We start from the raw sequence: 13,877 nt of genomic DNA on the forward strand, positions 1-13,877 counted from the left end.
TAGGCCAGTAGTCCACCATTCCAATACGAGGTGATGACCATGACGATCCCGACGACGATCCCGACACACCACGTCCCTGCGCCCAACACCTCCGGCCCGCTCACGGGGCTGCTCGTGGTGGACCTGACCCGTGCTCTCGCCGGCCCGCACGCCGCGATGATGCTCGGCGACCTCGGCGCCGACGTGGTCAAGGTGGAGAACCCCGACGGCGGTGACGACACCCGCGGCTGGGGTCCGCCGTTCGTCGAACCCGACGACGGCGCAAGGGAGTCGACGTACTTTCTGTGCGCGAACCGCAACAAGAAGTCCGTCACACTCGACCTCAAGACCCTCGAGGGCAGAATCGCGCTGGCCCGTCTTCTCACGCGGGCGGACGTGCTGATGGAGAACTTCCGCCCGGGTGTCCTCGACCGGCTCGGGTTCTCCGCGTCGCGGCTGGAAGAACTGAACCCTCGGTTGGTGATGCTGTCGATCAGCGGGTTCGGCCACGACGGACCCGAGGCCGGACGCGCGGGATACGACCAGATCGCCCAAGGCGAAGCCGGGTTGATGTCGGTGACGGGCTCGGGTCCGCACGACATGCAGCGGGTCGGGGTGCCGATCGCCGATCTGCTCGCCGGGATGTACGGCGCGTTCGGCGTTCTGGCGGCGCTGCACGAACGGCAGCGCACCGGGCGCGGCCAGGTGGTCCGGGCGTCGCTGTTGGCCGCGGTCATCGGCGTGCACGCGTTCCAGGGCACCAAGTGGACGGTCGCCGGCCAGGTCGGTGAGCCCACCGGCAATCACCATCCGTCCATCAGCCCCTACGGCCTCTTCGACACCGCCGACGGCGCCGTGCAGATCGCGGTCGGCAGCGAGGGGTTGTGGCAGCGGTTCTGCACCGGCTTCGACCTCGACGCGACCGCGCCGGGGATGGCGACCAACCCGGACCGGGTCACGAATTCCAAGCAGGTCCGCGACCTCGTGCAGAGCGTCTTCAGCCTGTACAGCACCGAGGAACTGCTGTCCCGGCTCGACGAGATCGGGGTGCCGGCAGGCCGGATCCGTTCCGTCCGGGAGGTCTACGAGTGGGAGCAGACCCGGTCGCAGGGTCTGCTCATCCAGGTCGAGCACGACACCCTCGGACCGATCGAATTACCAGGTCCGCCTTTGCGGTTCTTCGACGCGGGCGGCACGGAACGTACCCGCACCGCGCATTCGGCTCCCCCGGTGCTGGGTGCCCACAACCACCTCCTCGCCGAGGCGGGGACGGTGCGGCGATGAGCGGCATCAGCGCTACGGCACTGCGGGAGGCGCTGATCGACCCGGGTTCGTGGGAGTCCTGGGACGCCCCTGTCGTCGATCCGGCCGGCGCCGGGCGCTACCACGAGGAACTCTGCAGGGCGCGCACGAGGACCGGATCCGACGAGGCGGTGCTGACCGGCGCCGCCGACATCCGCGGCCATCGGGCCGCTGTTCTGCTGTGCGACTTCGGTTTTCTCGGCGGCTCGATCGGCGTCGCGGCCGGCGACCGGATCGCCGCCGCGGTCCGGCGCGCGACCGCCGAGCGGCTGCCGCTGCTCGCGCTGCCGACCTCAGGTGGGACCCGGATGCAGGAGGGCACACCGGCGTTCCTGCAGATGGTCAAGATCACCGCGGCGGTGGTCGACCACAAGGCCGCTCATCTGCCCTACCTGGTGTACCTGCGCCATCCCACGACCGGCGGCGTGTTCGCATCGTGGGGATCCCTGGGCCACGTCACGTTCGCCGAACCCGGGGCACTCGTCGGCTTCCTCGGTCCGCGGGTGTATGAGGCGTTGTACGACAGCCCGTTCCCTTCCGAAGTGCAGACCGCGGAGAACCTGCACGACCACGGGATCGTTGATGCCGTGCTGGACGCGGCCGACCTCGCCGCCGCCGTCGATCGCGTCCTGGGCATCCTGGCTCCCGCGCCGCGGACGGACGACGCCGCGGGCGTCGCGGACGAAGCCCTCGACCTGCCGGCATGGCATTCGGTCGTCGCGTCGCGCCGCGCCGACCGGCCCGGTGTCCAGCAGCTGCTGCGGCACGCGACCGAGGATGCCGTGATGCTCAACGGAACCGGCCAGGGTGAGAAGGACGCGGGAATCGTGCTGGCAATGACGAGATTCGCCGGCCTGCCGTGCGTACTCGTCGGTCAGGACCGCGCCTGCCGCACCGGCCCACTCGGGCCCGCGGCGCTACGGCAGGCCCGCCGCGGGATGCGCCTGGCCGCCGGCCTGGCGGTGCCGCTGGTGACCGTCATCGACACGGCCGGCGCCGCACTGTCACGGGAGGCCGAGGAGGGTGCGCTCGCTGGAGAGATCGCCCGCTGCATCACCGACATGGTGGCGCTGGACGCACCGACCGTGTCGGTCCTTCTCGGTCAGGGCACCGGGGGCGGTGCGCTGGCTCTCCTTCCGGCCGACCGGATGCTCGCCGCCCAACACGGCTGGCTGTCCCCGCTGCCACCGGAGGGTGCCAGTGCGATCCTGTACCACGACACCGGACAAGCTCCGGAAATGGCTGCCGCACAGCAGATCCGCTCGACAGACCTGTACCGGTCCGGCGTCGTCGACCGGGTGATCCCCGAACTACCCGACGCGGCCGAAGAATCCGTGACGTTCTGCCACCGCGTCGGTGCGGCGCTGGGACAGACACTGCGCGAGTTGGCCGAACGCGACGATGCCGAGCGACGGATCGAACGCGCCCGCCGGTTCGACCGGTTGGGCGACGGCTCCCCGGTTCTCGCTCAGGCGGGATAGGCCGCACCTGGCCCGGGGCGCCCACGAATGTAGGCTTTCTGTACGCGAACTCGATAGATTCCGTACACAAGGCCCACACTCGCGCGTCCAGGGTTTCGGCGGATCACGGCCCGGGCGATCGCGGGTCAGTCCGTCAGGAAATCGGCGACCCGAGCGGCGATCTGCTGCGGGTACTCGCCGTTGATCGCATGCGATGCGTCGGGCCACACCTCGACCTGCCCGCGAGCCAACAGCCGCTCGGCCCGGGCCTTCGCATGCTGCGGGTCGAGCATCACGCTGCGTCCACCCAGCAAGGCCAGCACCGGCATCGACAGCGAGCGCAACTGGGCGTCGGTGAACATCCGGGGGACCGGGGTGCGCACCACGAAATCGCGCGCGGCGGCATCGATCAGGGTGGCCACCGCACCGTCCTTCTCGACGTCGACGCCGCCGGCGATCCAGCTCATCACGCCACGGCGCCACCTTTCCGGCGCACCGGGAGCCAGCATCACCACCGACGCCAGTACCGGGGCGAGCGTCAACCGCGCGAAGGTCTGCACCGGGTCCAACAGCGTAAGCGACGCGATCCGCCCGGGCCGGTGCACCGCGCAGTTCACCGCCGTCCACCCACCGAACGACACGCCCAGGAGATGCGCCGACTCCAGGCCCAGCCCCGCCAGCGCCTCGTCGAGCCACTGCGCCTGCTCGGCGGCGTTCGCGATCGGCGTGTGCTGCACCGACAGACCGGCCTCACCGAGCAGATCGATGCCGTACACGGTGCGCGACCGCAACAACGGTGCGAGGTTCGTCGCATACATCGGGGTGGTCGCACTGCGGCCCGGCAGCAGCACGACGGGCGGTCCGTGCCCGGGGCCGGCAAAGCGATAGGCCCGCACGCTACCGAAAGCGGTTGCTAGGTCGAAATACTCGAACGGAGGCAGCGCGGCCATCCCGTCGCGGTAGGCCGTCAGGAAGTGGTCGAATGCAGCCGCACCGACGAAGGCGCCGAGCCCGCCGCGGTCGAAGCGGCCGGCGATGTTGACACGCGGTACGGCAAGGTCCACCGCATCGAGGGTAACCAGAGCCTCACCAGCCAAGCGACGTCGATTCGGCGGCGCAGGGGTTGACGCGCATGACACCGTAGGAGCGTGCACGTCGAGAAGATGATTCGCCGAGGCGCCACGATCACCGCCGCCGTCGTGCTGACTTCGCTCTCCGGCGCAGTAGCCGGTGCCGAGCCGCCGCCCGGCGCAGACGTGATCGACGGCTACCCCGTCGCGGAAGGCTTCTTCCGCCCCGGCCCGCCGCCGAACTACCACGTGTACTTCCGCACGCCGGACGGCTTGTTTTGCGGTATCGGGCCCAACGGCGGGCCCATCGGCTGCGACGGCGTTCCGCTCGACGCGCCACCGGGCACCAACCAGACGTTCCTGACCAGTGGCGCCCCGGCCGAGTACCGCTACTCCCCCACGCCGACGTTCACCCAGGAGGGTGTCGACGTGCTGCCTGCCGGTCAACGGCTGGAGAACTGGGGCGCCAGTTGCGGTGTCGGGCATCAGGGCACCGTGATCTGCAAAACCTATGGCGGACACGGTTTCGCGATCTCCAGCGTCTACGGAGTTCTCTGGTAGTCGAAGCCAGGGACGCGCAGGCGCTCAGGCCCGGGCCAGGGGCAGCGCGGACGACGCGACCCAGTCCCGCACCGCCGGACCGAGCCAGCGCCGCAGATGCTGCCGTAATTCGTCGGGCGTGCGGGCCGGATCGCCCGGGTTGGTCAGGAACGACTGCACGATGCGCAATGCCCATTCCACGAGTTCGTCCAGGCCGGCCGGCTCGGTGGCGACCTGCGTCCAGTCGATCGAGGTGCTCTCCAACAGCATCCGGCGACCGATGTCGCGCGCGGCGTCGGAGGTGACGCTGCGCAGCAGGGTGTGGGACGGCTCCTCGAGCAGCAGCTGCAGATACGGCTCGTGTGGCACCGCGGCGACGGTTTGCACCACGCCCTCGATGATCGCGTCGGTGATGTCGTCGAAGGACTGCAACTCCTCACCCAGCCGGCCGAGGAAGCGTCGCGTCCCGTCTTCGGCTGCGGCTCGCAGCAGTGCGGTGGTGCTCGGAAAGTACCGGTAGACAGTGGCTCTGCTGACCCCGAGCGCGGTGGCGACATGCGCGATGCTGGTCTGGGCGCCGCGCTCGGCCACGCACCGGTGGGTGGCGGCGATGATGCGCGACACGGCTTCATCGTCTGTGGACGGCGGTTCGCCCTGCCAGCCGTGCGTGCGCATCCTGCGACTGTAGCGCCGTAACCCCTTTACCTCGGCGATACACCTCTGCTATGACTGTATTGTCGTTGTTTCGGTACGGCGTTCAGGCAAGGGGCGATCAGTGGATCCACGCACAGGCGAAACCCGATGACGGCGTTGCAGGTCCGGCGGATCCGATTCGACTTCGACGACGCCGTGCCGTTCAACTGGAACCCGGCCAACCCGGCATTCTCGACCTACATGAACATGGTGTCGATCATGGCGATCTGCTTCGAGAAGATGATCGTCGCGGCGGTGCGCGAGGCGATGCCGTTGATCACCGATCCGGCGGTCGCCGAGGAGGCCGAGGCGTTCCTGCGCCAGGAGGCCCAGCACGCCAATTCACACCGTCAGCATGTGCGCGCACTGATCCGCTCCTACCCCGGGCTCCAGGAGACGTTCGACGCGTCGAACGCCGCCTACGACCGGGTCACCGACACCACCCCGCTGCGCTACCGGTTGGCCTACATCGCCGACCTCGAGGCCACGTTCACACCGTTTTTCAAGATGCTGCTCGACTATGACGACACGCTGTTCCGCACCGGTGACGACCGGGTGGCCTCGCTGTTCGTGTGGCACTTCGTCGAGGAGGTCGAGCACCGCAGTTCGGCGCTGATCGTCTATGACGCGGTGGTGGGCAGCAAGAGCTATCGGATGCGGGCCCTGCCCGGGATCGTCAAACACCTGATCGAGGTCAGCTCGTTGATCATGGACGGCATCAACGAACATGTGCCGCTGGCCGAACGGGCGATCGACGTCAACACCATCAAACCGCTCAACGGCCTGATCGACGCGGTTCGCAGCCGGGCGACACGACAGCCCAGGGTGCCTGCGGCGTTTCACGCCATCCCGTGGAAACGTAAGATCCACACCGCATCTCGGGTACTGCTGAGTCAGACCCCGCTGCACAACCCAGCGCACGAGCCGACGCCGGAGTTCGCCGACCGGTGGTTCGCGCGTTTCGAACGCGGCGACGATGTCGCGCACTGGTACGCGAGCGCGCGTCAGCGTCGGTCGTCACGCGCCGTCGCGGATGACCAGTCCGGTGGCCAGCAGCCGGGTCGCGGACAGCCCGAACGTGGACTTGAACCGGTCCGCGAGGTGCGACGGGCTGGCGAACCCTGATTCGACTGCGGCGGTGGTGAGGTTCGCACCGGCGCCAACCATCCGGCCGGCGTGCAGCAGCCGACACCACTGCCGGTAGCGGCGCAGACTCGATCCCATCTGCTCGCGAAACAGGTGCAGGAAACGCGATTCGGATAAGCCGGCCGCGGCTGCCAAGTCGGCTGCCGACACCGCCGCCGCCGGATCATCCCGGATGCGTTTGGCGGCCAGCTCGATTCGCGGATCCATGCGGTGGACGTCCGACGGTGCCGCGGCGTCCAGCCAGCGCCGCGCTGCGGCGTCGTCAGCCGGGGGCTGCAGCAGATCCTGTTGCGCCGCATGGTCAAAGGCGATGCCGGATTCGATCTGTGCGAACTGCGCACGGCAGGTCGCCGCGCGCGCCGACGTCGGGTCCAGATAGCACGACATCAGCGGCCCCTTCATCCTCAGCTGGTGCACCAGCCGCGGCGGGACGAGGGCGCTACGCGCCGTGATCGTGCGTCCGTCGACGGAGATCGTCACCGGCGCGTCGACTCCCACCACCAGGCACCACACCGAACCCGAGTGTGCATTCAGCCCGAGCGCGGGACCGGAATACAGCGCCTGGCCCGGCCACAACCACACCGCCGGATAGCAGGTTTGCGGAAGCGGCGCAGTGCCCTTGCGCGACATGCTGAGCTCCTCATCGACGTGTTCAGGAGGCTACCGTGGTTCTGACCGTGATCGGCGTGATCGGGGTGTTCTTCCTCGGCATGGGGGTGTTCGCGCTGGCGGCGCCGGCGGTGATGCTGCGCCCGTTCGGATACGCGCTCACGACGGCGACCGCCCGCGCGGAGGCGCGCGGGGTCTATGGCGGTTTCGGGGTGGCGATCGCCGCGGTGTCGGGTTACGCGGCGTGGGCGCCGCCGGAGGTGCGCACCGGAATCCTGCTCACCGTCGCTGCCGTATTGGCCGGTATGGCGTTCGGGCGCGCGGTGTCCGCGCTGTTCGACGGACCGACGAAGTTCTACCCGAATTGGTTCTACTTCCTGGTGGAAGCCCTGGGCGCGGCGGCGTTGTTCTGGGCGGCGTTCTCCTAGCCTGGCGGGCGGGTCAGCTCGCGGAGGCGAGCGCCAGCACCTCGTCCACCGACCACTGGTCGTCCGCATGGCGTCCGTACTTGGCTGCCAGCACGGTGCCGTCCGGCGCGATCAGGAAATCGGCGGGCAATCCGAGTCGCCCGCCGGGCTGCCGTAGCGACGGCGCACGGAATCGGCCGGCGCTGGTCAGCGCGATACCGCGCACGATCGCTCTCCAACTCCGGGGATCCAGCAGGGCCCGCGCGCCCGCTTCGACGCCGAATCTGCGGTAGACGACCTTGTCCGGGTCGGCCACGGCCGCGAACGGCAGACCGGCGGTGTGCTCGGCCAATTCGTCGGCCGGCGAGTGGAAGAACACGACCTCCCGGATGGATGCGTTGTCGATCTCGTCGTGCCGGGATACGAACGACTGCAGGTGCAGGTTGCAGATGGGGCACCCGGCGAACCGGCGGAACTGAAGGTGGACCAGCCGCTGCGGGTCTGGGACCGCAATGAGTTCACCTGTGACGCTGCGGAACTCTGTCCTGTCGATGGCGGTTGGTGGCGACATGGCGACTCCTCCGGGGCACATAAGCGTGCGCTGTACGCTAACAACCACGGTAGGGAGTACGGCGTACGCTGTCAACCGTCATGCCTCGCCCACGCTCGCTGAACCTGCCGCAGATCGCCGCCGCCGCGCTGGACGTCGTCGACTCCGACGGCCTTGCCGCGCTGTCGATGCGCACGGTGGCGCGCCGGCTGGGTATCGGCACCATGTCGCTGTACCGCTACGTCGCCGACCGCGACGAGCTCGAGGCGATGGTGGTCGACCTGGTGCTGGACAAGGTCGACCTGCGGGTGCCGGAGGGTTCGGCACGGCAACGGGTTTCGGTGTTGGTCGAACGGGTGCGCGAGGCCGCCGCACAGCACCCCGCCGTGGTTCCGCTGGTCCTGGCCCACCGGCACCGCACGCCCGCGTCGATGCGCTGGGGTGAGGCGATGCTCGGAGTGCTCGCCGAGGCCGGCTTCGCGGGGACACGCCGGGTGTACGCGTTCCGCGCGTTGCTCGCCTACGTCTTCGGGGCGTTGGAGGTCGAGCACTACAGCGCGTTGACGGGGCCGGGTACGCGAGCGCTGGCCGAACTACCGGCCGGCGAGTTCCCGGTGCTGTCGGAGACCGCGACCGTCGCGCGCGGGATCACCGGCGCCGACGAGTTCGCGCAGGGCCTGCAGATCATGTTGCGAGGCCTCGAACTCTGACCCGCACCGCGGTTTCGGTCTTTTCCGCACCGTGCGCGTCGTACCGTGAGCAAACGCAACGGCGCGAGGAACGGAGTGGTGATGCGAGATCCACTGACACGTCGAGTTCGGACAGTCCTGATCGCGGCGCTGTCCGCCGTCCTCCTGGTTTTGATCTCGGCGATTCCGTCGTGGGCCATGACACTGACGTTCGTGCGTCACGCCGAATCACTGGCCAACGCGGCGGGGATCATCGACACCGAGGTGCCCGGCCCCGGACTGAGCGAAAAGGGTTGGGCGCAGGCCGATGCGGTCGCGCCCGTGCTGGCCGGCATGGGCTTCGACGGCGTCTACGTGTCGTCGATGCTGCGCACCCAGCAGACCGCCCAACCGATGCTCGCGCTGCTGCCCGGGTCCAGCTATCAGATCCTGCCCGGCCTGCGGGAGATTTCGGCGGGCATCTTCGAAGGCGCGTCCGAGGACGAGGGCCTGGGCCGGTTGGGCTACGCCCTGGCCCCGGTCACCTGGATGCTGGGCGCCCGCTTTCTGCCCGTGCCCGGCGGAGAGGACGGCAACGCGTTCGACGCCAGGGTCGACGATGCGGTCCGGCAGATCGCCGACAACGGCGATGAGAACGCGGTGGCCTTCGCGCACGGCGCCACGATCATGTTCTGGGTGATGATGAACGTCGACAATCCCGATCTCGGCCTGATGCTCCGCCATCAGCTGGACAACACCGAATCGGTGGTGATCGACGGCAGCCCCGAGGAGGGCTGGACGCTGGTCAGCTGGGCGGGTCAGCAGGTCTCCGCGGATCCGTCGCTGGCCACCAAACTGCTCGTCAATGTGCGGGACCTCGTGGTCGCGCCGCAGACCGCGCTGTACAACATCGGCAAGGCGTTCCAGTCGGGTGACTTCGAGGCGCTGGTGCGCGCGGTCCGCGACGGCGTGGTCGAGGTGACCCGCGCGGTGGTCAACTTCATCCCAGACACCGTGCGCGACATCGTCGACGAGTTCCGCCCGGCCGACGACACCGCCGACGCCGCCGTGACTCAACGTGTCGCCGCCACCGTCGCGCCGCAGCAGGGCGCCGAGGCGACGGAACCGGAGCGCATCACAGTCGCCGACACGAGCGAGGAGGCACCCGCTCCGAGCAAGGGCCGCGCGGACGCGCGCCGGGACGGGGCCACCGACGAGGACGACGCGGCGGAGGTCGCCGACGACGCGGTCGAGGCGGTCGAGGGCGACGCAGAGGACGTCAAGGAGGACGCCAAGGAATCCGACGAGGCGTCCGATGCCGGAACCGCGACGGACGCCGGGGCCGAAGACTCGGGTACCGCAGCGGACGACTCGCGGGACGCCGACAGGGAGTCGTCGAAGCCGGCGGCAGCGTAGCTCGTCGCTTCGGTCGGCATTGCCGACCGATGGTCACTTACTCAGCGAACGGACCCGGAGCGGCTTCCGGCCGACGGCGCCGGCCGTGGCGCGGATGCTTCAGGGCGGCTCCCCCGAACCGATGACTTTCGGCCCTGTTTGCGGCGCGCCTCGAAGACATAGCGTCGGTGCACGGAGATCGGAGATTCTCATGATCGAAGCACTTCAGGACCTGCCTGCCGGCGTCGTCGGCATCCGGGTGTCGGGCCGGGTCACCGCCGACGACTTCCATCAGTTCAAATCCACACTCGACACCATGCTCGACTCCGACGAGATCCGGTTCATCGAGGTAGTCGACGCCGATTACCAAGGTTTCGGGCCCGGCGGTCTGCTCGCCGACATCAAGCAGGGGTTCAGCACCGTCAGACACCTGGGCGCGTTCAAACGGACCGCGGTCGTCACCGACAAGGAATGGATCGGCCACGCCCTGCACGCGCTGGGCTGGATGATCCCCGGCGACGTGGCCTTGTTCGGTCTCGACCAACTCGACGACGCCAAACAATGGGTCGCGGCATGACACCCGAGCAGTGAGCCTCGGGGCGGTGCGTCGCTAGCCGGCGCAGTGGTCGCAGCTCTGCGGCTGATCCGGTGCTGCTTGTGGACCGTATGTGTCGTGCCAGGACCACCATTCGTAAGCCGCTGACTGCGGGTATCCGTGCGGCGAGTCCTCCCAGGTCTCCTGCCGGCCCAACGCCGTCATGTCCAGGAAGCTCCAGGTGTTGACGAACGCCTCGTCGCCGCGGTTGTCGATGAAATAGGTGCGGTACACGCGGTCACCGTCCTCACCCGGTCGGCGGATGAACGCGTTGGTGCCATGCCACTGGTCGACACCGAAATCGGTGTCGAACGCGCCTAACTCGTCGGGAACCATGGTGTACCACGGGTGGTGCCAGCCCATCCGCTCCTTGATGCGCGCGATCTCGGCCTGCGGCCCGCGGGACGCGTAGACCAGAGTGGTGTCCCTGGCGTTGAGGTGCGCCAGATTGCCGATGTGGTCGGCCATCAGGGAGCAGCCGACGCAGCCGTGATCGGGCCAGCCGTCCACGTCGGGATCCATGAACGCCCGGTACACGATCAACTGCTGACGGCCCGCGAAGAGGTCGAGCAGGCTCACCCTGCCCTCGGGTCCGTCGAACTGGTAGTCGGTGCGCACCGGGGTCCACGGCATTCGGCGGCGCATCGCGGCGAGCGCGTCGCGAGCCCGGGTCAGTTCCTTCTCTCTGACCAGCATGTCGGCCAGCGCGGCCTGCCATTCCTGCGCGGACACGATCGCGGGTGCCTGCATGGTCTCCCACCCTCCATAATGTTCAACCGACTTGTTGAATGTCTGGTCTCACCACACCATGCGGGCGCGTTATAGTCAACAAGATGGTTGAAGATTCGGTGCTGGATCGCGCCTACGCCGCGCTCGCCGATCCGACCCGCCGGCGCCTGCTCGAGGCACTGCGTGACGGTGACGCCCGGATCACGGATCTGGCCGAGCCATTGCCGATGTCGTTCGCCGGGGTGTCGCGCCACGTCGCCGTGCTGGAGGCTGCGGGCCTGGTCCAGCGCGAGGTGCGGGGCCGGGAGCACTGGTTGTCGCTGAGACCGGACGGGTTGACCGGCGCCCAGCGCTGGATCGACGAACAGGCTGAGTTCTGGTCCGCGCGCGCCGACGCACTCGCGGCGCGGTTGGCGAAGAAGCGCGCCCGGTGACCGCCGACCCTGTCGTTCGTGTCCGGCGACGGTTGCCCGCGCCGCCGCCGGAGGTCTTCGACGAGTGGCTCGATCCCGACGCCCTGATGGACTGGATGTGCCCGCGCCCGTCGCACTGCGTGGCGGTGCACGTGGACCCGCGCGTCGGAGGTCGCGTCCGCTTCGACGTCGACGACGCCGACGGAAAGCCCCTCACGATCATCACCGGCCAAATTCTCACCCTCGAACGGCCAAACCTGTTGCGGTTCACCTGGAGTCACTCGGGCTGGGTCGACCCGACGGCGACGAGCATCGTGGCGGTCACGTTCGAGCCCGTCGGCGACGCCGAGACGCTGATGTCCATCGAGCACACCCTGCTGCCGGCCGAGGCGTTCGACGACCACGATCACGGCTGGGCGGTGACCGCCGACCAGTTGGCGGCGCTGCTGCCGCGGCGATCGGAAGGGTTGCCGGGCAAGTGATTTCACAAGAAGTCCCTTTCTGATCGCTGGTTCGTCTCGGCGATGTGGGCCCTCTCAGCGTGAGAGGGGCCAGGTGTGTGGGGCAGCTCTTCGAAACCTGCTTGACGCATTCTCTGTGACCTGCGTAATGTCGGCGGGAGCGCCGAGTTCTTCGAGATAGGCTGCCGTGTCCTGCATCTCATGCGCGCGTCGCTCGGCATGAGTGCGGGTGCCGCTGTGCAGACGCTCCTGGTCAGTCCACAATTGCTCGCACTGCGCAGCGTCGAGGTAGCGGGACTCGGGCAGGCCGGCCGGCGCCGAGTAGCCGCGAGCAGTGGTCGACACGACGACCTAGCCGGACTCCTGGAACGTCGGCACGTCCGGCTGGAACGTGGACCGGATGACGCAGGGTTCAGAGTTGCGGATGCCGCTTGTTCCACGGCGTCGCAGCCTGGAAGGCGCCGACGATATCGACGAGCCGACGCTCGGTGAACGCGCTGCCGACCATCTGCAGGCCCACCGGGAACGGCAGGCCGGACTCTGTCGTCGTGAATCCGCCGGGGAAGGTGATGGTGGGCAGCTGCGAGAGGGTGAACGGCACGGTGAAGCGGTGCACGCCCGCGGTGGTCTCCTCGTCCATCCGGATCATCTTCTCCACCGGTGGCGCGATGAACGACATGGCCGGAATCAGCACCCCGTCCAGGGGAGCCAGTGCGGCTTCCATCTCGCCCTTGAACCTCAGGCGACGCTGCAGAAGCTCGTCGTATTCGATACCGGACATCGCGATGCCGCGCTCGATCAGCTCACGCAATGCGGGACCATAGGTATCCCGATGCTCGGGGAACACCGCCTGGTGCGCCCGCGCGGTCTGCACCGCACAGACCCCGAACCAGTCGGTGATGGCCTGGGCGGGATCAGGTAGATCGGTGTGCACCAGCTCGGCACCCAACTCCCGCAACATCTCTTCGGCGCCGCGGTGTGCCTGTTCCACATCGGAACTGACGTCTCGATAGCTCCATGACGGATCGACGCCGATTCGCACACCCCGCAACGACGCCGGCATCTCGGTACCGAACTCCGGTACCGGCTGCAGCGAAGCGGTCGGATCACGCGGATCGGCCCCGGCGATCGCCGCGAGGATCAACCCGGCGTCCCGCGCAGAACGGCAGATCGGCCCGACGTGGTCGAGCGTGGCGGCCAACTCGACGACACCGGCACGGCTGACCCGTGACCAGGTGGGCTTCAGACCGGTGGCGCCGTTGGAGGCCGACGGCATGCGGATGGAGCCGCCGGTATCCGAACCCAATGCGCCGTAGCATAATCCGGCAACCGGGGCTACTCCACTGCCACTCGAGGAGACCCCGACCCAGCGACTGGGGTCCCACGGATTCAGCGGCGCCCGGAATGGGGGCGTGTGCTCGGTGTACACCCCTTCGGTGGTGTGCACCTTGCCCACGATCACGGCGCCGGCCTCTTCGAGCCTGGTCACCACCGTAGCCGTGTCATTGGCCACCTGACCGGCGCGCAACGCCATACCGGCTTCGGTGCGCCACCCGGCTTTGTCGTAGATGTCCTTGATGGCCAACGGAATACCGTCCAATGGACCACGCGTGCCGCCGGCTCTGCGGCGCTCGTCGGATTCCTTCGCGCGCAGCAGGGCCTCGTCGGCGGCGACGAACGCAAACGACCCCAGGCGCTGGTCGACGGCGCCGATCCGTTCCAGTGTCATCTCGGTCAACTGCAAAGAGGTGACATCTCCGGCGGACAACAGCGGCACGAGTTCGCTGATCTCCCGGTAGTGCAGTGCCGGATCCGCCGTGTCGCTAACCCGGGTGTCGGTGTCGCTGTCGGTCATTTCTT

17 protein-coding genes are annotated in these 13,877 nt (G+C 68.5%); 10 read left to right on the forward strand and 7 right to left on the reverse strand.

Features of this window, described 5'->3' with window-relative positions; genetic code table 11:
* The first annotated feature begins 39 nt into the window (after positions 1 to 39).
* Positions 40 to 1,263 (forward strand): CaiB/BaiF CoA transferase family protein, encoded by a 1,224-nt coding sequence (locus tag NTM_RS27425; RefSeq protein ID WP_163769187.1) that lies wholly within the window; start codon positions 40 to 42, stop codon positions 1,261 to 1,263.
* Positions 1,260 to 2,762, forward strand: coding sequence for a carboxyl transferase domain-containing protein (locus NTM_RS27430; RefSeq protein WP_163769188.1), 1,503 nt, complete (start codon positions 1,260 to 1,262; stop codon positions 2,760 to 2,762). Before NTM_RS27425 ends, NTM_RS27430 begins: the two co-directional genes overlap by 4 nt.
* A 125-nt stretch (positions 2,763 to 2,887) precedes the next feature.
* On the opposite strand, the gene NTM_RS27435 is transcribed toward NTM_RS27430, so the two are convergent.
* Positions 2,888 to 3,805 (reverse strand): alpha/beta fold hydrolase, encoded by a 918-nt coding sequence (locus NTM_RS27435; protein WP_163769189.1) that lies wholly within the window; start codon positions 3,803 to 3,805, stop codon positions 2,888 to 2,890.
* A 99-nt stretch (positions 3,806 to 3,904) separates the two neighbouring features.
* Here NTM_RS27435 and NTM_RS27440 point away from each other — a divergent pair, with 99 nt between their 5' ends.
* Positions 3,905 to 4,372 (forward strand): hypothetical protein, encoded by a 468-nt coding sequence (locus tag NTM_RS27440; RefSeq protein ID WP_163769654.1) that lies wholly within the window; start codon positions 3,905 to 3,907, stop codon positions 4,370 to 4,372.
* Positions 4,373 to 4,396: 24 nt separating this feature from the next.
* On the opposite strand, the gene NTM_RS27445 is transcribed toward NTM_RS27440, so the two are convergent.
* The gene (locus tag NTM_RS27445) at positions 4,397 to 5,026 is read right to left on the reverse strand and encodes a TetR/AcrR family transcriptional regulator (protein WP_163769190.1); all 630 of its coding nucleotides are present in this window, start codon (positions 5,024 to 5,026) and stop codon (positions 4,397 to 4,399) included.
* A gap of 126 nt (positions 5,027 to 5,152) precedes the next feature.
* Here NTM_RS27445 and NTM_RS27450 point away from each other — a divergent pair, with 126 nt between their 5' ends.
* Positions 5,153 to 6,169, forward strand: coding sequence for a metal-dependent hydrolase (locus tag NTM_RS27450; protein WP_104865784.1), 1,017 nt, complete (start codon positions 5,153 to 5,155; stop codon positions 6,167 to 6,169).
* On the opposite strand, the gene NTM_RS27455 is transcribed toward NTM_RS27450, so the two are convergent.
* On the reverse strand, positions 6,062 to 6,820 hold the full coding sequence (locus NTM_RS27455) for a helix-turn-helix domain-containing protein (protein WP_163769191.1): 759 nt from the start codon (positions 6,818 to 6,820) through the stop codon (positions 6,062 to 6,064). The genes NTM_RS27450 and NTM_RS27455 overlap by 108 nt on opposite strands.
* 35 nt (positions 6,821 to 6,855) lie before the next feature.
* Here NTM_RS27455 and NTM_RS27460 point away from each other — a divergent pair, with 35 nt between their 5' ends.
* Positions 6,856 to 7,227 (forward strand): DUF4345 domain-containing protein, encoded by a 372-nt coding sequence (locus NTM_RS27460; protein ID WP_179964015.1) that lies wholly within the window; start codon positions 6,856 to 6,858, stop codon positions 7,225 to 7,227.
* Positions 7,228 to 7,240: 13 nt separating this feature from the next.
* Here the strand turns inward: NTM_RS27460 and NTM_RS27465 are convergent, their stop codons facing one another.
* Positions 7,241 to 7,777, reverse strand: a complete 537-nt coding sequence (locus NTM_RS27465) for a peroxiredoxin-like family protein (protein ID WP_104865782.1) — start codon at positions 7,775 to 7,777, stop codon at positions 7,241 to 7,243.
* Between the two features lie 80 nt (positions 7,778 to 7,857).
* Between NTM_RS27465 and NTM_RS27470 the strand changes: the two genes are divergently transcribed.
* The 3 genes from NTM_RS27470 to NTM_RS27480 all read left to right on the forward strand — a co-directional run bounded on the left by NTM_RS27470 (position 7,858) and on the right by NTM_RS27480 (position 10,396).
* The gene (locus NTM_RS27470) at positions 7,858 to 8,466 is read left to right on the forward strand and encodes a TetR/AcrR family transcriptional regulator (RefSeq protein WP_163769192.1); all 609 of its coding nucleotides are present in this window, start codon (positions 7,858 to 7,860) and stop codon (positions 8,464 to 8,466) included.
* A 177-nt stretch (positions 8,467 to 8,643) separates the two neighbouring features.
* Positions 8,644 to 9,840 carry a histidine phosphatase family protein gene (locus NTM_RS27475; protein WP_232079862.1) on the forward strand — a complete coding sequence of 399 codons (1,197 nt, stop codon included), beginning with the start codon at positions 8,644 to 8,646 and terminating at the stop codon, positions 9,838 to 9,840.
* Between the two features lie 190 nt (positions 9,841 to 10,030).
* On the forward strand, positions 10,031 to 10,396 hold the full coding sequence (locus NTM_RS27480) for a SpoIIAA family protein (RefSeq protein ID WP_170312002.1): 366 nt from the start codon (positions 10,031 to 10,033) through the stop codon (positions 10,394 to 10,396).
* Positions 10,397 to 10,429: 33 nt separating this feature from the next.
* Here the strand turns inward: NTM_RS27480 and NTM_RS27485 are convergent, their stop codons facing one another.
* Positions 10,430 to 11,164 (reverse strand): DUF899 domain-containing protein, encoded by a 735-nt coding sequence (locus NTM_RS27485; protein WP_104865780.1) that lies wholly within the window; start codon positions 11,162 to 11,164, stop codon positions 10,430 to 10,432.
* An 83-nt stretch (positions 11,165 to 11,247) separates the two neighbouring features.
* On the opposite strand from NTM_RS27485, the gene NTM_RS27490 reads away from it, so the two are divergent.
* Together NTM_RS27490 and NTM_RS27495 are read left to right on the forward strand one after the other, a co-directional pair.
* Positions 11,248 to 11,577: an ArsR/SmtB family transcription factor gene (locus tag NTM_RS27490; protein ID WP_104865779.1), complete on the forward strand. Its 330-nt coding sequence runs from the start codon at positions 11,248 to 11,250 to the stop codon at positions 11,575 to 11,577.
* Positions 11,574 to 12,038: an SRPBCC family protein gene (locus NTM_RS27495; RefSeq protein WP_163769194.1), complete on the forward strand. Its 465-nt coding sequence runs from the start codon at positions 11,574 to 11,576 to the stop codon at positions 12,036 to 12,038. Before NTM_RS27490 ends, NTM_RS27495 begins: the two co-directional genes overlap by 4 nt.
* 54 nt (positions 12,039 to 12,092) lie before the next feature.
* Here NTM_RS27495 and NTM_RS29105 read toward each other — a convergent pair whose 3' ends face one another.
* Together NTM_RS29105 and NTM_RS27505 are read right to left on the reverse strand one after the other, a co-directional pair.
* Positions 12,093 to 12,362 (reverse strand): DUF1932 domain-containing protein, encoded by a 270-nt coding sequence (locus NTM_RS29105; RefSeq protein WP_142407195.1) that lies wholly within the window; start codon positions 12,360 to 12,362, stop codon positions 12,093 to 12,095.
* A 67-nt stretch (positions 12,363 to 12,429) separates the two neighbouring features.
* Positions 12,430 to 13,872 (reverse strand): amidase, encoded by a 1,443-nt coding sequence (locus NTM_RS27505; protein ID WP_163769195.1) that lies wholly within the window; start codon positions 13,870 to 13,872, stop codon positions 12,430 to 12,432.
* Positions 13,873 to 13,877: the final 5 nt, after the last annotated feature.

Origin of the sequence: Mycolicibacterium parafortuitum (genome assembly GCF_010725485.1) — a bacterium.
Classification (GTDB): Bacteria; Actinomycetota; Actinomycetes; order Mycobacteriales; family Mycobacteriaceae; genus Mycobacterium.